This is a genomic window from Terribacillus saccharophilus (assembly GCF_046592595.1).
GTDB classification, from domain to species: Bacteria; Bacillota; Bacilli; order Bacillales; family Amphibacillaceae; genus Terribacillus; species Terribacillus saccharophilus_C.
In genome coordinates, this window is the sequence record NZ_JAWVPF010000008.1 from 142,649 (window position 1) to 160,520 (window position 17,872).

Genomic DNA, 17,872 nt, shown 5'->3' on the forward strand with positions numbered 1-17,872 from the left:
ATGAAAAAGTGGAAAACATTAGGTGCAGCAGCAGGGCTAGCGTTGACATTAGTGGCAGCAGGGTGCGGTAATGACAGTTCTAGTTCAGACAGCTTCAGCGAACAAGTAGATTACACAATTACTGGAATCGAAGCTGGAGCAGGTGTTATGAGTGCAACTGAAAGAGCAATCGAAGAGTATGACCAGCTGAATGGTTGGACATTGCAGCCATCCTCCAGCGGTGCCATGGCTACAACTCTAGGTGAGGCTATCAAGGATGAAGAACCGATCATCATTACTGGTTGGACTCCGCATTGGATGTTCAGTAAGTATGATCTGAAATACCTCGAAGATCCGAAGGGTTCATTCGGAAGTGAAGAAACAATCAACACGATGACGCGCCAAGGATTTGCTGATGATGTACCAGGTGCTAACACAGTGCTTGATCAATTCAACTGGTCGACGGACGATATGGGAGAAGTCATGCTGGAAGTTAGTGAAGGTACGGATCCAGCAGAAGCTGCCCGGAATTGGGTTGATGGACACGCTGATCATGTAGCTGAATGGACAGAAGGAGCAGAGGAAGGTAGCGGCCAGGAGGTCAGCCTCGCATATGTGGAGTGGGATTCTGAAGTTGCTTCTACGAATGTGATGAAAGTTGTACTGGACGACTTGGGCTATAATACTTCCATTACCCCGCTTGATAATGCAGTTATGTGGCAGTCGATTGCCAACGGAGAAGCTGATGCCATGGTAGCAGCTTGGCTGCCCACAACCCACGGTGATCTGTATGGGCAATACAAGGATCAAGTTGTCGATTTGGGACCTAACTTGGAAGGTGCGAAAACTGGATTAGTTGTTCCAAACTATGTAGATGCAGATTCTATTGAGGATCTGGAAGCGAAATAAATGAATTATAGGAAAAACCTCTTCCCTTTGGAAGGGGTTTTTCCTATAAACAAGAATTATGAAGGTCTACATTAACAGTATAGTGATCCAAAAGTCACTGTCGGCCGTTAGCTTACAGACTATCTACTTCACATGAATTTTGGTACGCTATGCAAGGAAGATATTCTACTTATGAAATGAGGAGCAGCTATGAGTCGAAATGATGTTGAGTTATATACCATGACTCAGCAAGGGGACAAGCAAGCGCTCGAAACGCTATATGATAAATACGAAAAACTGATTTACTCCTTCTCCTTCCGCATGACTCAGCAGCAGGAAATCGCAGAAGAAGCGGTGCAAGAAGTATTCTTGAAGCTTTGGACGAAGCGAGATATTTATAGCGAGCAAAAAGGGAAGTTCTCTTCTTGGCTGCTGACGGTTACCAGACATACCTGTATCGATTTGATCAGGAAGAAGCAGCGGGCCCCGGCACCAGTTGAAGAAAAGAACGACGATAAAGCAGATCAGGATGTAGTAGAAGACATTGTGGAGTGGAAAGAAAAAGGTGAGATTCTGCGAAAGGCGATGGGAGATTTGAGCAAGGAGCAGCAGCAAATTATCGAAATGCTGTATTACAAAGGATATTCTCAAGCAGAGCTGTCACGTCAGCTGGATATTCCGCTCGGTACGGTCAAAGGGCGTGTCCGTTTGGCTTTAAAACATATGAAAAGCAAATTGGTGAAAGAGAAAGGGGGGGTATAGGATGCAAGAAAACAATTGTGAACGGCTATTGGATTACTTGAATGGACAGCTGACAAACGAAGAATCTGCTGAATTTGAAAAGCACTTGGCAACTTGTCCTTCTTGTCGGGAAGAATTAGAAGAACTGCAGCAAATGATGGATGATTTGCCGTATGCATCGGAAGCAGTTACCCCCCCTGCAGGTATGAAGAATCGTGTATTGGATCATATCTTTTCCGAGGAGCATGGAGAGAGCAATTCTGTTAAGACAGTTATTCCACAATCAACTGATACTTCGAAACGGCAGAAGCGTCGAATTGTCATGCCGGTTCTAGCCGCAGCTTTAGCGGCATCTCTACTTGGTAATGTTTATTTGGTTATGAATGAGAGGGAAAATACTGAAGATGATATACCAGAAGAACGGACGATTGATTTGGATGAAACACGGAAGGCTGTCGATTTGGCTGCCAGTGAGGGGTATGAAGCTCAAGGCAGTGCAGCGATCGTAGGTCAGGGTGAGCGAGGTGAATTAATCGTACAGGCAGCTAATCTGGAGGCGCTCGAAGGAGAAGAAGCCTATCAGGTGTGGCTCCTCAAAGATGGCGTCCCATCTCGTGCAGGTACTTTTCTTCCGGATACCGAAGGAAAAGGAGCAGTTTCCTTCAGTTTGGATGAAGAATTGCAAGATTGGGATACTGTAGCTATAACAAAGGAACCTACACCAGAAAGCGAAACACCGCAGGGTGATATGTTATTGAGTGCTCCATTGACATAAAGGAGAGCTGCATCATACATGATGCAGCTTTTTTTATTTTTTTAAAAAAATAGTGATCCACTTTAGAACTCTATGCGTTAGCCAGTTATAGAGAAAGGAAAGTCTTTCAATACAAAAAGGGAGAGATACACATGAAAATGAAAAAATTACTGGCACCAGCACTAGGACTTGCACTTGTTTTCCCGGCCGTCGGCGTACAAGCGGAAGAAGCTCCAACAGTTACTACACCCGCAGCTGACCTGCGAGCGAATTTGGATCATTTACTTTCCGAACATTATACACTTGCGGTGGAATCCATGATGAAAACGTATGATGGTGCGCCAGATGCAGCTGCGGCGCAAGCGGCATTAGAACAGAACGGAGAAGATATGACTCCAGTAATTGCATCGATTTATGGTGAGGAAGCAGCTCAGCAATTCGAAGACATTTTCACTCCGCATAATATGTATACAGATGACTTGGCTAAGGCTGTAAGGGATGGAGACGAGGAAGCTGAAGCAAAAGCGGAGCAGGAAGTGGAGGATTTCGCAAATGAATTTGGATCCTTCCTGGCAACAGCAACAGAAGGCAATCTTCCGGAAGAAGCAGCAATTGAAGCTGTACAGGCACATGAAGATTATGTACAGGATACATTTGATGCGTATGTAGAAGGTGATTATAAATCAGCTTATTCCGATTATTTAAAAGGCTTTGATAATATTTTCGATATCAGTAAAGCGTTGTCCGGAGCGATTACAGCACAAAGCCCTGATAAATTCGAAAACACTGCAGTTGATACGCAAGCAGCAGATCTTCGTTCAGCAATGAATAAATTAGCTGCTGAGCATTTCGCCTTAGCTGAAATGAGTTTGGCTAAAGGAGCAATGGGAGCAGAGGATTATGACTTCGTGACATGGGCTGAAGATCAGAACACAGCTGACTTCAAAGCAGCTATCGCTTCTGTTTATGGTGATGAAGGTGCGGATCAGTTTGAACAAATATGGACAACAGATCACATCAATGCACAAGGTGACTTGGCAAGCGCGGTAGCAAATGAGGATCAAGAGGCTATCGATGCTGCGAAGAGCAGATTGGAAAATGATTTTGCGTCAAAGTTCGGTGAATTCCTAGGTACTGCAACAGAAGGAAACTTACCAGCGGATGCAGCCAAAGACGCAATCATGCAGCATGAGAATAGTGTCATTATGACTTTTGAACAGCATGTTGCTGGTGATTATGAACAATCTTATCAAACATATCGTGATGGATATGCTTTTATGTTCACAATAGGGCAGACATTGAGCGATGCAATTGTGAAACAGAACCCCGATATGTTTGCGGGTCAGAACATGCCGGAAGCAATGCCGAATACAGGCTTAGGCGACGGCAATGACCACGCAGCATCTATCATTTGGGTAACTGCTGCTGGTTTATTTGTTGTCGGTAGTGGATTCCTTATTCAAAGAAAAGCAAATAAATTAAAATAAAATAAAACACTAGAATGGAGAGAGGCGTGGGTCCTCTCTTCTTTCTGCTATAGGCAGGTGATACGATGCGATTGACGATACTTTATCTCATTACAGGTGTTCTGGTAATCGGTTTTTTCCTTCTCAAGATGAATCCATTCCAGCGCCAGGCAGCGCCGCCGCCAACAACTGAAACCAAAACGGAACAAACGAGTACTGAAAATGAATTTTCAGATCAGAAGGTTGCGGAATTTCCTCTTTTGGAAAAACAGAGTCAGAAGCTAGATCAAATTCGAGAAGAGAGAAAGAAGCAAATGGAAGGAATAGTACCGGATCGAATTGAAATTCCGGCAATTGATGTTGATGCAACTGTACAACCGAAGGGGGAACTGGAGAACGGAGAGATGGAAGTACCGGCAGACGATCATATTACTGGATGGTATGAGCCGGGTTATGAACCAGGCAGTGCAGGTAGTTCTGTCATCGCTGGCCACGTTGATAGTAAGAAGGGACCGGCAGTGTTTTTTTACTTGACCGACCTGGAAGAGGGCGATGAAGTGTACATTACAGATAAGGATGGAAAGAAACTGACCTTTGTTGTGAAGGAGATGCATGCGTATCCGGCTGAAGATGCACCAATCAGACAAATATTTGGTGCATCAGACAAGGCTATACTGAATCTGATTACTTGTACAGGCACATTCGACCATGAACGGCAGACACATCCGGATCGTCTGGTTGTGACAACAGAGCTTAAGCAAGATAAGCCAAAACTGCCGCAAGCGCCTACCGAGGTAAAGAAGAGTACAAACGCGTTGAGCTGGCATGCGGTACGAGATGAAGATATTGTTGGGTATCGTATCTACAAATTGAATGGGGAAAAGAGAGAGCTAGTTACAAGTGTAGCTGCCTTTGAACGGAAGAATATTTCAATTGATGATCAGGATGCGACGTATGCGGTGACGGCGGTTGATATGGACGAACAAGAATCCGAAATGAATGAAATGAAATAAAAAATGCTCTCCATAACGGAGAGCATTTTTTATTCGTTGCCGTTCTTTTGATTTGCTTTTTCTTCCAGTTCTTTCAAGCTTTTCTCGATTTGAGACAGGCTTTTCTGGATATTCTTTTGGTGCGGTTCAACCGTGCGTTTCCAGCTATCAATAGAAGTTTTAACATCAGCCGATAATTCTTTGAACATAACAGCGCCTTCCTTAGACGTTCTGGCGATCTGTTCTTTCAATTGTGTACCTTCATTCTTCAAGTTATTGAATGTTACCTTCCATTCGTCACTGCGCTGTTTAGCATCTGCGCGCAGTTCACTGCCGGAGGACGGTGCAGTCAGCAACGTGATTGCAGCGCTGACTGTGCTGCCTACGAGTATACCTAAAGCGATTGATTTGCCACTTGCCATCATATCCACTCCTTCCTACTTCATTATACTATTTTCTCTTCCTATGTAGCAGTGAAACCTATTGAGACAATCTTACTGGATTTTACTGCTGATTTTTTCCGCCAATTCACCAAGATGTTCACTGGCAACATTGTCATGCTGTTCAAAGGTAGCGTGGAAGCCATCGCCTTTTCCATATCTCGGGATAAGATGCACATGCAGATGGAAAACGGTTTGACCTGCAGCAGCTTCTGTATTGCTCAACACGTTCAATCCAGCCGGCTGGAACGCTTCCTTGATCGCATTGGCAATCTGTGGTACTCGGGAAAATACTTCTTTTGCCACTTCAGGCGGTGTTTCGTATATATTCTTCGTATGTGTTTTCGGGATGATAAGGGTATGCCCCTTCGTCACCTGGCCGATATCCATAAAAGCAAGTACGTGTTCATCCTCATAAACTTTCGCAGATGGCAGTTCACCAGCAGCGATTTTACAGAAGATGCAATCCTTTTCGTGCATACGATCACTCCTTTAACGTGTATACATATTGTATAAAGGAATGGACATGCTTGTAAAGTAAGTCGAATAAAATAGGCAGACATCCCGTAACGGCCGGAATATTGGAATTCTTCGCGTTTTGGGAGTGTCTGCCTTGGAAGCAAGGTTGCCAAGAGTAAAACCATTTCGAACTGTACAGCGGCTTACGCAGTTAGCGCCAGTACACTTTCAGCTTGCTTACAAATGTAAATCAGCTTACTTTTCGGACGTAGCGGTCTGTATCTCCTACCAACACCTCATTTTTTTAAGAATGGGTCCTGCTTTGGAAACCCCTTGGCAACTTCTTTGCTTCGAAATTAGTATGTGCAGGCTGGCGCAGGTTATAACCGTTTTATTTTGGCAAATACGGCGTGCTTTGGTAAACTTTTAGCAGAAGCGTGCTTTAGAAAGGGGAAAGGTTAATGCAGCCTTTATTACATATTGATTCACTGACAGGTGGATATACACATAAAAATGTCCTGCACGATATATCGTTCAAAGTTGATGCAGGGGAAATCGTCGGACTCATAGGCCTCAACGGAGCTGGTAAAAGTACAACAATCAAGCATATCATCGGTCTTATGCAGCCGAAGGGCGGCAGCATCCAGATCAATGGTAGCACATTTGCTGCTTCACCTGAAACATATCGAAGCAATTTCTCCTATATACCGGAAATGCCAGTACTGTATGATGAATTGACGTTATACGACCATCTGCGACTCACTGCGCAAGCATATAATCTGTCAAAGGAGGACTTTGATAAACGCCTTCCTCCTTTATTGAAGGAATTCCGGCTTGAAAAGAAACTGAAGATGTTCCCTATTCATTTTTCAAAGGGGATGCGTCAGAAAGTAATGATCATGTGTTCTTTCCTTGTCGAGCCTGATCTTTACATCGTGGACGAGCCCTTCGTCGGACTCGACCCGCTGGGAATCCAATCCTATTTACAGCTGATGAATCAGGCGAAGGAAAACGGTGCCGGTGTCCTCATGTCGACACATATCCTGGCTACAGCCGAGCGCTATTGCGATCGTATTGTCATTTTGCATGATGGAAAACTCCGGGCGGCTGGTACAATGGACGAGCTTCGCAATGAATTTGACATGCGAGATGCCACGCTGGATGATGTGTATGTACAGCTGACGAAAGAAGAAGACAGCCATGTTTAATGCAGAAACATTTTTCAAACAGCGGCTTACCGAGCATATGAAAGAAATGAATCGCTATTTGCGGTACATATTCAACCAGCATCTGATGATAGCGATGCTATTTTTGATCTCGGGACTCGCTTATTATTATCAGCAGTGGCTTGAGGGATTAGCTCCGGACTTTCCTGCTGCGCTATTAATTGGTGCTGTATTCGGCCTCCTGGCAAGTTACAGCCCTGTGCGGACTTTATTGAAAGAAGCAGATATGATATTCCTGCTGCCGCTTGAACCTAAGCTGCACCGTTATTTCAAATTGACGATCGGCTACAGTTTCTTTACGCAGCTTTACTTATTGATATTAGCTGCAGCGGCGCTGGCGCCTTTATTCTTTGCGGCAGACTTAGGAGAGGGCTTTACATCCTATCTGCTTGTATTTGTTGTTCTGCTTGTATTCAAGCTCTGGAATCTTCACATGAATTGGTGGATGCTGAAGATACGAAATGTCAACATAAGAAGAATCGAGCAGACAATTCGATTGGTGCTGAATGTCGGAAGCTTTTGGTTGTTCTTGCGAGGCAATTTCATCGCTGCTGCTGTTTTGACGGTTCTGTTTGTCGTACTTCTTTTTGTAGACTATACGATCAGCCGGAGGCAGGGTGGGCTGGCTTGGGACTTGCTGATTGAAAAAGATCAAGCACGGATGCAGGCATTTTATCGTATTGCGAACCAATTTGCTGATGTACCGCACTTGAAAACAAAAGTGCATAAAAGGCAGTCTATTGTCAATCTCTTCACGAAGCGAGTTCCTTTTGCACAGAAACACACATATGATTATTTGTTCCGGGTCACTTTTGTCAGAGGCGGGGACTATTTCGGGCTCTTTCTTCGGCTGACAATTTTGGCAGGAGTTATCATTTACTTCATTCCGAATCTTTGGGTGCAGCTGGCGTTTGCTTTGTTATTCATTTATTTGACAGGATTCCAGTTAATAGGTATGTGGAAGCATCACCGTACTATCGCCTGGATGGATCTTTATCCGGTAGCTGGCGACACGCGCAAACGTGCGTTACTGTCTCTTCTTCAGCAGCTGGCCATCATTCAAGCTGTGCTGCTTAGTCTTGTTTTCCTTCTGCATGTCGATGTGGTCGGTTTCGCTTTGGCACTTGTTGCAGGACTTGCCTTCGGTCTCGGATTTGTCCGTATGTATGTACCGAAACGGTTGAAATAGGGGGAGATCCAGATGGAGGAAGACTATTATAAGGAAAGAAAATTGAAGGAAGCGATGTTTTATTACCATTCCCTGCAGCGTCGCGGCGGCAGGTTTCAGCGACTTTCGAAAGGTACCCAGGATGTGATTACCGATAAAATTCCAGCAGCGGTCCATACGGCAATCACAACAGCAATTCGGCAAATGATCGAACTCAGTCTGACGTCCTCTAACTACATCTATCCAATCAAAGTCGATGAAAAATGGAGTTTTGAGCAACGTGAAAAAGAGGTCCGCAAAGTCATCAATCGCTATAAAACGACGGCGAGACTGGAAGGTGCTGGTACTGGGGCTGGAGGAATACTCTTAGGAATGGCTGACTTTCCGCTTCTTCTTAGCATCAAAATGAAGTGCTTGTTCGATATAGGCCGAATCTATGGCTTTGATGTGACAGGATTCAGCGAACGCGTTTTCCTGCTGCAGATTTTCAGTGCCACTTTCTCAAGCAGTGATACGAGAGTGAAGCTGTGGGAAGAAATCCGTCATTGGAATAAAGTTACCGGGGCCATTGAGGATGTAAATTGGCGGGTGCTGCAGCAGGAGTACCGCGATCATATCGATTTGATCAAAATGGTGCAGATGCTGCCGGGTGTCGGAGCTTTCGTCGGAGCCATCATCAACGGTAAGTTTCTCGAACAACTGGGTACAGCTGCCATGCATGCCTATCGTATCCGCATGTTAACATAAAAAAGATCAGCGTGATTGGTTTTCACGCTGATCTTTTTTTATTGGTAAGCAATACATGTGCTGAGTAATGTCTTTGCAGCAATGCTCATTGCTTTTTCATCAAAGTCGAATTTCGGATGGTGGTGCGGATAATAATGATCTTCTTTCTTTGCACCGGTGAAGAAGAAAGCTCCGGGTTTGTCATGTAAGTAATAAGAGAAATCTTCACCAGTCATGGTAGGAAGAACCTTGTTTGCTTCTTTAACTTCCGCGACTTGTTTTGAAGCGTCCAGTACCAATTGTGCTTCTGCAGGATGATTGATTACTGGCGGGTATCCTTCGATGTAGTCATATGTGTAGCTTGCACCGTTGGCTGTTGTAATACCTTTTAGTACATTTTCAATTTCCACTTTGATCTGTTCCTGGACAGCAGTGTCAAATGTACGGACTGTTCCGGTAAGCTTTGCTGTTCCGGCGACGACGTTGAACGCTGCACCAGCTTCGAAAGTACCGACAGTGATGACAGCTGTTGACAATGGATCCAATCGGCGGCTTATGATTTGCTGAAGCGCCGTTACGACTTGAGATCCGATAAGAACGGCATCTTTCGTCTGGTGTGGCTGGGCACCGTGACCGCCTTTACCGATGATTTCAATTTCGAAGCGATCAGCTCCTGCCATGAATTCTTTATCCGCTGTTTCGATTGTGCCAAGCGGTGTGTTCGACCAGAGGTGTGTTCCGAACACGGCATCTACATCATCTAATATACCAGTTTCAATTATCGGCTTCGCTCCGCCCGGTGCATATTCTTCTGCATGCTGGTGGACGAAAACAAGCGTGCCTGGTAATTCTTCCTGCAACGCTTTGGCTGCTTTGGCAATACCAAGCAACGTTGCTGTATGTCCATCATGACCGCATGCATGCATCACATTTGGTACGGTGGATTTGTAAGGAACATCATTTTCTTCTTGGATTGGCAACGCATCGAAATCCGCTCGCAAGGCAATCTTCTTACCAGGTTTTCCGCCTTTGAGAGTGGCAACTACTCCGTTACCGCCAACATTCTTTTCGCAGGGTATACCAAGTTCCTCATATGTATTTGCAATATATGCTGCTGTCTTTTCTTCTTTAAAGGACAGTTCGGGATGCTGATGAAGGTATCTTCTCGTGGCAACCATATCTTCATACAGTTCATCGATTTTGTTAAAAAAATTCGCTAGCATGCTGCACCAGCCTCCTTATTCATATGAAATAAGACTAGTATAGCATATTTCCTATTAATAATTATTGATTTATTCAGAAAATACATAAGAAAACCCATAACCAAAGGGTTATGGGCTCCGTAATTTAAGATAAGCGGGAGTCGCTCAAAAGACGGTTGAGCTCATCGCGGTGATTCGTCTCATCCGCAATTAAATCTTCCAGCTTGGTAGCAAGCTCAGTCAAGTTAAGATCTTCTGCCTGCTGTCTGCGTTTTTCATAGCGATCAATGGTATCCTGCTCCGCATCCCGTGCTTCTGTCAGCATTTTCTTTACATCGGTGTGATACGGAACTTCAGCCGGAACAGTAGTTGGCACACCGCCGAGTGTCACAATCTTATCTGCCAAATATTTTGCATGTCCGATTTCGTCTGTTATTTCATCCTCGAAAAATGGTTTCAAATACGCACGATATAGGCCTGAAACAGCGGAGCTGTATGTTGTATACATGATGGAAGCGGCATATTCATTTGCCAAGTCTAGGTTCAAGCCATCAATAAGTTCCTGTAATTGAGAGTCATCTTTGATTTTTCTAACATTGTCTGCCATGTTTATCATCCTTTCTGATTGGCTATCTGTAGGATATATTCCCCTTGGATTTGTTTTCTAAACAAGTGACATAGTACAATCAGTCAGAGGTGACAAAATGGAAATCCAGCATAAGAACAGATACATTCTGTTATTTACAATTGCCATTATAGCAGCTGTGATACTCACAATTGATGTCAGGCTGCACGCAGATCCGCTGCTCGATCAGTGGACAGCACCGTTTGCGGAATCCTTGCAGGGGACATTTCTGTATGATGTATTCCGCTGGGTTACAGAGCTTGGATCGAGCATTGTTTTAAGCGTGCTCGCATTTTCATTTGGACTGTTTTTAGCAATAGGAAAACGAGATTTAATCGGAGCAGGTATTGTATTTACAGCTGCCGCTCTGGGTTATCAGTTCAATTTTCTCATTAAGCAATTGGTAGAAAGAGAACGCCCGACGATTTTGGCGTTAGTGGATGGCGAAGGATTCAGCTTTCCGTCAGGTCATTCCATGGTGTCGTTTATTACATATGGCATCATCCTGTATTTCCTTTGGCATTACTTAAATGATAGCCAGCGGAAAATCGCTGCATCCCTGGCAGTTTTTATCGTCGTGTTGGTTGGCTTTAGCCGGTATGTTCTCCGGGTTCACTACTTGACGGATGTGCTGGCCGGCTTTGCATACGGGATGATCTTTCTTATCATTTGGATTTTGTTATACAAGTGGCTGCAGCATAAGCTTGGGAAAAGAGAAAAGATACGTTCCCATTAATAAAACAAGGCCTGTCCGTACGTACAGTCGGACAGGCCTTGTTTTATTAATCGTTGTCGATATGATACGTGGTGACGTATGCCGGACCTCCGCTAAATGGAGGTTTCTTCGGCTTATCAGCATCTTTTTTATGAGCCTGCTGGAAAGCTTCTGACGTTTTCCAATCTTCGAAATGCTGCTTGGATTGCCATGCTGTCAGCACAAGATAGGTGTTTCCTTCCTGAGGCCGCAGCACCCGGAGCGCTTTGAACCCAGGAGTTTGATCTATTTTGCCGGCTCTGCGTTTAAAAACATCTTCAAAAATCGGACGGCCTTCCTCTGTGACGGGAATATTGTTGATAGCAATATACCCCTTATCCGGAAGGTCACCTGTGCCAGTCACCTGCTCATAGCTGCGTGGTGCTGAAAATATAGCAGCATTTGGTTCTTCTGTATAAGCGAGGGCTCCCTCTGCTCCTTCAAATACCCAAATTTTTGCTTCATTCTTTGCCTTCAGCTGGCGAAGGAAATCAGTCGTACCGCTTGTAAAGTGTGCGATCATTTGTATTCAACCTCCTGGCAGTATGTTAAAGTCAGTGTAGCAATTACACATTGCGTAATGCAAGCTGGGGCTCCAATGGATAGAAAGATGGGTAAATGGCATTTTTTGTCGTATAATAAGGGTTATAGAATGAACATGGGGGATTTGTAAGAGGTGAAAGAAACGTTATGAAACGATCAGAGCATAAGCAGCATAAACGGATGCGCAGGAAGACATTGTACCTTTTCGGAACGGGTATTATTTTAGCGGGCATCACGGCTGTCTATATCCTGTTATTTTTCGGGGGAAGACTCGTTATTGATAAAGATGATCTGACGTTGAAGGCAGCTTCAACAGTCGAGAACCAGGATGGGGAAGTCATAGCGGAATTCTATGAAGAAAACCGGGAGCCTGTCAAATTCGATGAGATTTCCGAACATGTAAAAAATGCTTTTGTTTCCATAGAAGACGCCAGGTTCTACAGTCATCATGGTATTGATCTCCGTGCGACGGCACGAGCTTTGTATCGTGATATTCTGGCAATGAGCAAAGTAGAAGGCGGAAGCACAATTACACAGCAGACAGCCAAAAATCTCTTTTTCAAAAATGATAAGACCTTCACTCGAAAAGCGAAGGAAGCGATGGCTGCTATATACTTGGAGAGACATTACACGAAGAAGCAGATCCTCGAATATTATCTGAATGAAATTTATTTTGCACATGGCCTTTATGGAATAGAGTCCGCAGCCAATTATTACTTCAATAAGAGTGCAAGCGACTTGACGCTCTCGGAAAGTGCGATGCTGGCAGCTTTGTCAAAAGCACCGAATACGTACTCGCCGAATAATAATCCGGACTTGGCAAAAGAAAGACGTAATCTTGTGCTGGATGAGATGGAAGAGCAGGGTTATATAACAGCCGATGAAAAGGAAGCTGCTCAAGCGGAGGAACTTGGCGTAACCGAGCCTGAGGAAGAACAAGAGCGTCCTTGGATCGAGAGTTATATTGATTTGGTAGCAGAAGAAGCACAGGAGAAATATGATCTATCTTTGGAAAATCTGCGTACAGGCGGATATCGTATCGTGGTGAATGTGGATGAAGACATCCAGCGCACAGCTTACAATACGATGCAGGATGATACGTATTTCGATGGTTCGACCGATAGCATTGAAGGAGCCTTTGTGATGCTTGATCAGAATTCAGGCAAAATCGTCGCAGCAGTAGGAGCCCGTGAGTTTCAATACGGGGATTTGAACCGGGTGACAGTTCAGCGGCAGCCAGGATCTGTCATGAAGCCGCTAGCGGTTTACGGGCCGGCATTGGATACAGGCGATTACAACGCATACAGTGAGCTGCCTGATGAGAAGAAGACTTATGACAATGGAAAGTATTCTGTATCGAACTACAACGACCAGTATGAAGGCGACATCACAATGTATGAGGCCTTGCAGGAATCGAAGAATACGACAGCTGTTTGGCTGCTTGACCAAATCGGTATCAAAACAAGCAAATCGTATTTGGAGAAAATGCATATCGACCTGCCGGAGGATAAAGGTCTGTCAATTGCCCTTGGCGGCTTGAAGGAAGGCTTGACGCCGCTTCAAATAGCGGAAGGATTCCGGACATTTGCACATGAAGGACAATGGATTGAATCACAATCCATCAATGCGATTTATGACCGTAATGGGGAAGCTGCCTTCAAGGCAGAACCGCAAACAGAAGACGTATTCTCGGAACAGACTGCCTGGGATATGACACGTATGCTGCAAGGAGTCATCACCGGGGGTACCGGAACGGCTGGTACGTATTACGGGGCTCTGGCTGGAAAGACAGGAACGACGCAGCATCCGACTGTGGATGGTGCGGATAAGGATGCCTGGTTTGCTGGATACACACCAGAATATGTCGCAGTAAGCTGGATGGGTTACGACAAAACAAACGATAAGAACTATCTGGAGAGCGGCAGTTCGATGCCGACAGCGCTCACGAAATCAATTTTGCGGCAAGTTTCTCAATATAGGACAATGTCGACAAGCTTCGAGAAGCCGGAAAACGCAGAAGATATCGGCGGTCCGGTTGAATTGCCGACCATTACGGATGCTTCTATATCCTACGGTTTCGGGGGTCTTCGGATCGTTAATGCTGATTTGACCTGGACAGCAAGCGATGATAAGCGAATCATCTATCATATTTACAAAGAAACAGACGATGGTGCAGAGAAAATCGGGGAAGTACAAGGAAAAGGATCCTTTACAGTGGATAAAGTCAATCCGTTGAAAGACGCCACCTATTATGTAGTTCCGTTCAATCCGCTGACAGATGAAAGCGGTGCTGAATCCAACCATACTGTCCTATCTGGTTTCGGATTCTGACGATTTTCACGACTCTGACACAATTCTGCAAAAAATGGGGTTTTTATGAGTCAAATGCTATACAAATACTTATGAAATTTCGTATAGTGGGAACGGATAATGAGGAGACGAAGGAGAACGATTATGCCTAACATCAAAAATGATACAATGCTGCGTGCATTCCGCGGAGAAGCAACGGATTACACGCCAGTTTGGTATATGCGCCAAGCAGGGAGATCGCAAAAAGAATACCGCGAGCTCAAAGAGAAATATTCTCTGTTTGAAATTACGCATCAGCCTGAGCTAGCAGCTTATGTGACAAGACTGCCAGTCGAACAGTATGATGTCGATGCAGCAATTTTATATAAAGATATCATGACACCACTGCCAGGTATTGGCGTAGATGTCGATATCAAGTCAGGAATCGGTCCTGTGATCGCCAACCCTATCCGCAGCATCCAAGATGTGGAGAAGCTTGGCACGCTGGATCCAAAGCGTGACGTTCCATACATACTGGATACGATCAAGCTGCTGACAGAAGAACAGCTGGAAGTACCGCTGATTGGTTTTTCAGGGGCGCCGTTTACATTGGCTAGCTACATGATCGAAGGCGGACCATCCAGAAACTATCATAAGACAAAGTCGCTTATGTATAGTGACCCAGCTGCATGGTTTGCATTGATGGATAAGCTTGCGGAAGTATCTATCACTTATGCGAAAGCACAAGTGGCAGCCGGAGCATCAGCTATCCAGATTTTCGACTCATGGGTAGGGGCTTTGAATGCAGCAGATTATCGTATGTACATCAAGCCGACAATGGAGCGTATATTCAATGAGCTTCGTGAGACAAATGTTCCGCTTATCCTATTCGGTGTAGGAGCAAGTCATCTGATCATGGAATGGAACGATTTGCCGGTGGATGTAATAGGACTTGACTGGAGAATCTCCATTAAAGAAGCAAGGGAAAAAGGTATCACGAAGACGCTTCAAGGTAATCTTGACCCAGCATTCCTGACAAGCGAATGGAGTGTTCTGGAGGAAAGAGCTAAATCGATTTTGGACCAGGGCCGGGAATCTGGACCGCATGTGTTCAATCTTGGTCATGGCGTCACGCCGGAAATCCAGCCAAGTGTGCTGAAGAAGCTGACTGCCTTCATCCATTCGTATTCCGTTAAACAAAACTCTAATTTATAACCCGAGGTGTAAGACATGACAAAGAAAAAAGTTGGTTTACTAGTTATGGCGTACGGTACGCCTTATAAAGAAGAAGACATTGAACGTTATTATACAGATATCCGTCACGGACGTAAGCCTACACCGGAAATGCTCGAAGATTTGACTAGCCGTTATAAAGCAATCGGCGGTATTTCCCCGCTTGCACGTATTACGCAGGAACAAGCTGATGCAATGGAAACTGCTTTGAATAAGTATCAGGATGCTATCGAATTCAAAGCTTATCTTGGATTGAAGCATATCGAGCCTTCCATCGAAGACGGTGTGGCTGAAATGGCGAAGGATGGTATTACAGAAGCTATTTCAATCGTATTGGCACCACACTACAGCACATTCAGTGTGAAATCTTACAACGAGCGTGCTCATAAAGCAGCTGCAGAAGCTGGCAATCTTCAAATCACGTCTGTGGAAAGCTGGTATGACGAACCAGGCTTCATCAAATATTGGTCAGATAATATTTCTGAAATCTTTGCGGGTATGGACAAAGAAGAGCGTGATAAAGCAGCACTGATCGTATCTGCTCACAGTCTTCCAGAAAAAATCCTTCAAAATGGCGATCCATACCCTGATCAGCTGAAACGTACAGCAGATTTGATCCAAGAACAGACTGGTATCAAGAATGTAGAGCTTGGCTGGCAGAGTGAAGGTAATACACCAGATCCTTGGCTTGGACCGGATGTACAGGATCTTACTCGCGAGCTTTACGAGAAAAAGGGCTATCGTTCCTTCGTATATGCACCAGTCGGCTTCATCGCTGACCATTTGGAAGTGCTTTATGATAATGATTATGAGTGTAAGGTCGTTTGTGACGAATTAGGCGCAAAATACTACCGTCCTGCAATGCCGAATACAGACCAGCAGTTCATCAATACATTGGCGAAGGTGGTATTGGAGCAGCAGGCACGAGTTGAGCGTCATGGCTGAGAAAAAACAGATAGCGATCGTCGGGGGCGGTATTGCCGGCCTGACGACCGCTTATTACCTTCAGAAGCAGATACGCGCCTATCGTCTGGATTATGAAGTAAAGCTGTTTGAAGCGTCCAGCCATCTTGGCGGAAAGATTGACACGCTTAAAAAAGATGGATTTGTAATTGAACGCGGTCCTGATTCTTTTTTAGCACGTAAGGAATCAGCATCCCGTCTCATTCATGACATCGGCATGGAGAAGGATCTTGTTCGGAACAATACGGGACAGTCCTATATCCTGGCTGGCAAGAAGCTGCATAAGATGCCAAAACGGGCCTTTATGGGTGTACCGACGGAATTAAAGCCGTTTTATCAGTCACGTTTGCTTTCTACCAAAGCAAAAGCGCGTATAAGCGTTGAACCGATGCTGCCAAAAGGAAAAGAAGCACAGGATCAATCCATGGGATTATTCTTCCGCCGACGCTTCGGTGATGAGCTGGTAGAGAATGTGCTGGAGCCGCTTTTGTCTGGCGTATATGCGGGTGAAATCGATGAATTGAGTTTGATGGCAACTTATCCAAAATTCTATGAAGTAGAACAGCAGTATGGAAGTGTTATCAAAGGATTGCAGGCGACGATGCCAAAACCTCCTAAACAGAAGAAAGATGTAAAGCCTCCGGGTGCATTCCTTTCTTTGAAGAACGGACTTGGGTCGTTGGTGGAAGGTATGGAAGCAAAGCTTGATCCTGGTACTGTTCATCTGGAAACAAGTGTCGATCATATCGAACGCAAAGCAGATCATTATCATTTGCTGCTCGGCAATGGTGAAGTATTCCGTGCGGATGCCGCAGTGCTTGCTTCACCTTTCTTTGCGGTTCAGCGCATGTTCAGTCAGTATGACTTCATGGAACAGCTGAAAGAGATGAAGGCAACATCTGTTGCAACGGTAGCGATGACATTCGATGCCTCTGCTATCAAGAAGGATATCGATGGTACAGGTTTTGTGATCTCACGCAACAGTAAGTACCGGATTACAGCATGTACGTGGACACATAAAAAGTGGGAAGGTACGACGCCAGAAGGCAAAGTCATGCTCCGCTGCTACGTGGGCAGACCAGATGACAGCGGTATAGTGGATTTATCCGATGAGGAAATTGTCCGGATCGCTTTAAAAGATTTGAATAAAATCATGAAAATAAAAAGCAAGCCGCAATTTTCCGTGGTCAGCCGCTGGAAAAAAGCGATGCCGCAATACGTAGTCGGCCATTTGCAGCGTGTCGCTGATGTGCGCGCCAATATGGCCATTCACCTTCCAGGAGTATTCCTTGCAGGTGGTTCCTACGATGGAATCGGTATCCCGGATTGTATTGATAGTGGCGAACAAGCGGTACAAAATGTACTTGCTTACTTACGCGAAAAAAGCTTCTCCTGAGGGAGAAGCTTTTTTTAATTATTCTTTT

18 protein-coding genes are annotated in these 17,872 nt (G+C 44.9%); 13 read left to right on the forward strand and 5 right to left on the reverse strand.

The window, feature by feature from the left end:
• The 5 genes from SFC25_RS14660 to SFC25_RS14680 all read left to right on the forward strand — a co-directional run bounded on the left by SFC25_RS14660 (nucleotide 1) and on the right by SFC25_RS14680 (nucleotide 4,841).
• The gene (locus SFC25_RS14660) at nucleotides 1-888 is read left to right on the forward strand and encodes a glycine betaine ABC transporter substrate-binding protein (RefSeq protein ID WP_411216000.1); all 888 of its coding nucleotides are present in this window, start codon (nucleotides 1-3) and stop codon (nucleotides 886-888) included.
• A gap of 189 nt (nucleotides 889-1,077) precedes the next feature.
• On the forward strand, nucleotides 1,078-1,629 hold the full coding sequence (locus SFC25_RS14665; protein ID WP_102706741.1) for an RNA polymerase sigma factor: 552 nt from the start codon (nucleotides 1,078-1,080) through the stop codon (nucleotides 1,627-1,629).
• Nucleotide 1,630: 1 nt separating this feature from the next.
• The gene (locus SFC25_RS14670; RefSeq protein ID WP_411216001.1) at nucleotides 1,631-2,383 is read left to right on the forward strand and encodes an anti-sigma factor; all 753 of its coding nucleotides are present in this window, start codon (nucleotides 1,631-1,633) and stop codon (nucleotides 2,381-2,383) included.
• A gap of 131 nt (nucleotides 2,384-2,514) precedes the next feature.
• Nucleotides 2,515-3,849 (forward strand): copper amine oxidase, encoded by a 1,335-nt coding sequence (locus SFC25_RS14675; protein ID WP_411216002.1) that lies wholly within the window; start codon nucleotides 2,515-2,517, stop codon nucleotides 3,847-3,849.
• A gap of 65 nt (nucleotides 3,850-3,914) precedes the next feature.
• A complete protein-coding gene (locus SFC25_RS14680; protein ID WP_411216003.1) occupies nucleotides 3,915-4,841 on the forward strand; it encodes a class F sortase in 927 nt (308 codons plus the stop codon).
• Between the two features lie 29 nt (nucleotides 4,842-4,870).
• Here the strand turns inward: SFC25_RS14680 and SFC25_RS14685 are convergent, their stop codons facing one another.
• Together SFC25_RS14685 and SFC25_RS14690 are read right to left on the reverse strand one after the other, a co-directional pair.
• Complete coding sequence (locus tag SFC25_RS14685) at nucleotides 4,871-5,245, reverse strand: YtxH domain-containing protein (RefSeq protein ID WP_322787227.1); 375 nt, start codon at nucleotides 5,243-5,245, stop codon at nucleotides 4,871-4,873.
• A gap of 69 nt (nucleotides 5,246-5,314) precedes the next feature.
• Nucleotides 5,315-5,740, reverse strand: coding sequence for an HIT family protein (locus tag SFC25_RS14690; RefSeq protein WP_411216004.1), 426 nt, complete (start codon nucleotides 5,738-5,740; stop codon nucleotides 5,315-5,317).
• Between the two features lie 440 nt (nucleotides 5,741-6,180).
• Between SFC25_RS14690 and SFC25_RS14695 the strand changes: the two genes are divergently transcribed.
• Genes SFC25_RS14695 through SFC25_RS14705 form a run of 3 tightly spaced genes read left to right on the forward strand, consistent with a single transcriptional unit; the run spans nucleotide 6,181 to nucleotide 8,860 of the window.
• Entirely contained in the window at nucleotides 6,181-6,927 is a 747-nt protein-coding gene (locus SFC25_RS14695) for an ABC transporter ATP-binding protein (protein ID WP_411216005.1), read from the forward strand.
• The gene (locus SFC25_RS14700) at nucleotides 6,920-8,134 is read left to right on the forward strand and encodes an ABC transporter permease (RefSeq protein WP_411216006.1); all 1,215 of its coding nucleotides are present in this window, start codon (nucleotides 6,920-6,922) and stop codon (nucleotides 8,132-8,134) included. Before SFC25_RS14695 ends, SFC25_RS14700 begins: the two co-directional genes overlap by 8 nt.
• Before the next feature lie 12 nt (nucleotides 8,135-8,146).
• Nucleotides 8,147-8,860 carry an EcsC family protein gene (locus SFC25_RS14705; protein ID WP_411216007.1) on the forward strand — a complete coding sequence of 238 codons (714 nt, stop codon included), beginning with the start codon at nucleotides 8,147-8,149 and terminating at the stop codon, nucleotides 8,858-8,860.
• Between the two features lie 38 nt (nucleotides 8,861-8,898).
• Here SFC25_RS14705 and SFC25_RS14710 read toward each other — a convergent pair whose 3' ends face one another.
• Together SFC25_RS14710 and SFC25_RS14715 are read right to left on the reverse strand one after the other, a co-directional pair.
• The gene (locus SFC25_RS14710) at nucleotides 8,899-10,062 is read right to left on the reverse strand and encodes a M20 family metallopeptidase (RefSeq protein ID WP_411216008.1); all 1,164 of its coding nucleotides are present in this window, start codon (nucleotides 10,060-10,062) and stop codon (nucleotides 8,899-8,901) included.
• Between the two features lie 124 nt (nucleotides 10,063-10,186).
• Entirely contained in the window at nucleotides 10,187-10,648 is a 462-nt protein-coding gene (locus SFC25_RS14715; protein WP_411216009.1) for a ferritin-like domain-containing protein, read from the reverse strand.
• 97 nt (nucleotides 10,649-10,745) lie between these two features.
• Between SFC25_RS14715 and SFC25_RS14720 the strand changes: the two genes are divergently transcribed.
• Nucleotides 10,746-11,402, forward strand: coding sequence for a phosphatase PAP2 family protein (locus SFC25_RS14720; RefSeq protein ID WP_411216010.1), 657 nt, complete (start codon nucleotides 10,746-10,748; stop codon nucleotides 11,400-11,402).
• Nucleotides 11,403-11,448: 46 nt separating this feature from the next.
• Here SFC25_RS14720 and SFC25_RS14725 read toward each other — a convergent pair whose 3' ends face one another.
• Nucleotides 11,449-11,943, reverse strand: a complete 495-nt coding sequence (locus SFC25_RS14725; RefSeq protein WP_411216011.1) for an antibiotic biosynthesis monooxygenase family protein — start codon at nucleotides 11,941-11,943, stop codon at nucleotides 11,449-11,451.
• 167 nt (nucleotides 11,944-12,110) lie between these two features.
• Here SFC25_RS14725 and SFC25_RS14730 point away from each other — a divergent pair, with 167 nt between their 5' ends.
• The 4 genes from SFC25_RS14730 to hemY all read left to right on the forward strand — a co-directional run bounded on the left by SFC25_RS14730 (nucleotide 12,111) and on the right by hemY (nucleotide 17,844).
• Nucleotides 12,111-14,294, forward strand: coding sequence for a transglycosylase domain-containing protein (locus tag SFC25_RS14730; RefSeq protein WP_411216012.1), 2,184 nt, complete (start codon nucleotides 12,111-12,113; stop codon nucleotides 14,292-14,294).
• 123 nt (nucleotides 14,295-14,417) lie between these two features.
• The gene (hemE, locus tag SFC25_RS14735) at nucleotides 14,418-15,467 is read left to right on the forward strand and encodes a uroporphyrinogen decarboxylase (RefSeq protein ID WP_411216013.1); all 1,050 of its coding nucleotides are present in this window, start codon (nucleotides 14,418-14,420) and stop codon (nucleotides 15,465-15,467) included.
• Between the two features lie 15 nt (nucleotides 15,468-15,482).
• A complete protein-coding gene (hemH, locus tag SFC25_RS14740; RefSeq protein ID WP_411216014.1) occupies nucleotides 15,483-16,430 on the forward strand; it encodes a ferrochelatase in 948 nt (315 codons plus the stop codon).
• Complete coding sequence (hemY, locus tag SFC25_RS14745) at nucleotides 16,423-17,844, forward strand: protoporphyrinogen oxidase (RefSeq protein WP_411216015.1); 1,422 nt, start codon at nucleotides 16,423-16,425, stop codon at nucleotides 17,842-17,844. Before hemH ends, hemY begins: the two co-directional genes overlap by 8 nt.
• Nucleotides 17,845-17,872: the final 28 nt, after the last annotated feature.

Coding starts and splice junctions, on each gene's coding strand:
- SFC25_RS14685 (WP_322787227.1), bottom strand. CDS start 5,245: ATGATGGCAAGTGGCAAATCAATCGCTTTAGGTATACTCGTAGGCAGC.
- SFC25_RS14660 (WP_411216000.1), top strand. CDS start 1: ATGAAAAAGTGGAAAACATTAGGTGCAGCAGCAGGGCTAGCGTTGACA.
- SFC25_RS14675 (WP_411216002.1), top strand. CDS start 2,515: ATGAAAATGAAAAAATTACTGGCACCAGCACTAGGACTTGCACTTGTT.
- SFC25_RS14700 (WP_411216006.1), top strand. CDS start 6,920: ATGTTTAATGCAGAAACATTTTTCAAACAGCGGCTTACCGAGCATATG.
- hemH (WP_411216014.1), top strand. CDS start 15,483: ATGACAAAGAAAAAAGTTGGTTTACTAGTTATGGCGTACGGTACGCCT.
- SFC25_RS14680 (WP_411216003.1), top strand. CDS start 3,915: ATGCGATTGACGATACTTTATCTCATTACAGGTGTTCTGGTAATCGGT.
- hemY (WP_411216015.1), top strand. CDS start 16,423: ATGGCTGAGAAAAAACAGATAGCGATCGTCGGGGGCGGTATTGCCGGC.
- SFC25_RS14730 (WP_411216012.1), top strand. CDS start 12,111: ATGAAACGATCAGAGCATAAGCAGCATAAACGGATGCGCAGGAAGACA.
- SFC25_RS14695 (WP_411216005.1), top strand. CDS start 6,181: ATGCAGCCTTTATTACATATTGATTCACTGACAGGTGGATATACACAT.
- SFC25_RS14725 (WP_411216011.1), bottom strand. CDS start 11,943: ATGATCGCACACTTTACAAGCGGTACGACTGATTTCCTTCGCCAGCTG.
- SFC25_RS14665 (WP_102706741.1), top strand. CDS start 1,078: ATGAGTCGAAATGATGTTGAGTTATATACCATGACTCAGCAAGGGGAC.
- SFC25_RS14690 (WP_411216004.1), bottom strand. CDS start 5,740: ATGCACGAAAAGGATTGCATCTTCTGTAAAATCGCTGCTGGTGAACTG.
- hemE (WP_411216013.1), top strand. CDS start 14,418: ATGCCTAACATCAAAAATGATACAATGCTGCGTGCATTCCGCGGAGAA.
- SFC25_RS14705 (WP_411216007.1), top strand. CDS start 8,147: ATGGAGGAAGACTATTATAAGGAAAGAAAATTGAAGGAAGCGATGTTT.
- SFC25_RS14720 (WP_411216010.1), top strand. CDS start 10,746: ATGGAAATCCAGCATAAGAACAGATACATTCTGTTATTTACAATTGCC.
- SFC25_RS14715 (WP_411216009.1), bottom strand. CDS start 10,648: ATGGCAGACAATGTTAGAAAAATCAAAGATGACTCTCAATTACAGGAA.
- SFC25_RS14710 (WP_411216008.1), bottom strand. CDS start 10,062: ATGCTAGCGAATTTTTTTAACAAAATCGATGAACTGTATGAAGATATG.
- SFC25_RS14670 (WP_411216001.1), top strand. CDS start 1,631: ATGCAAGAAAACAATTGTGAACGGCTATTGGATTACTTGAATGGACAG.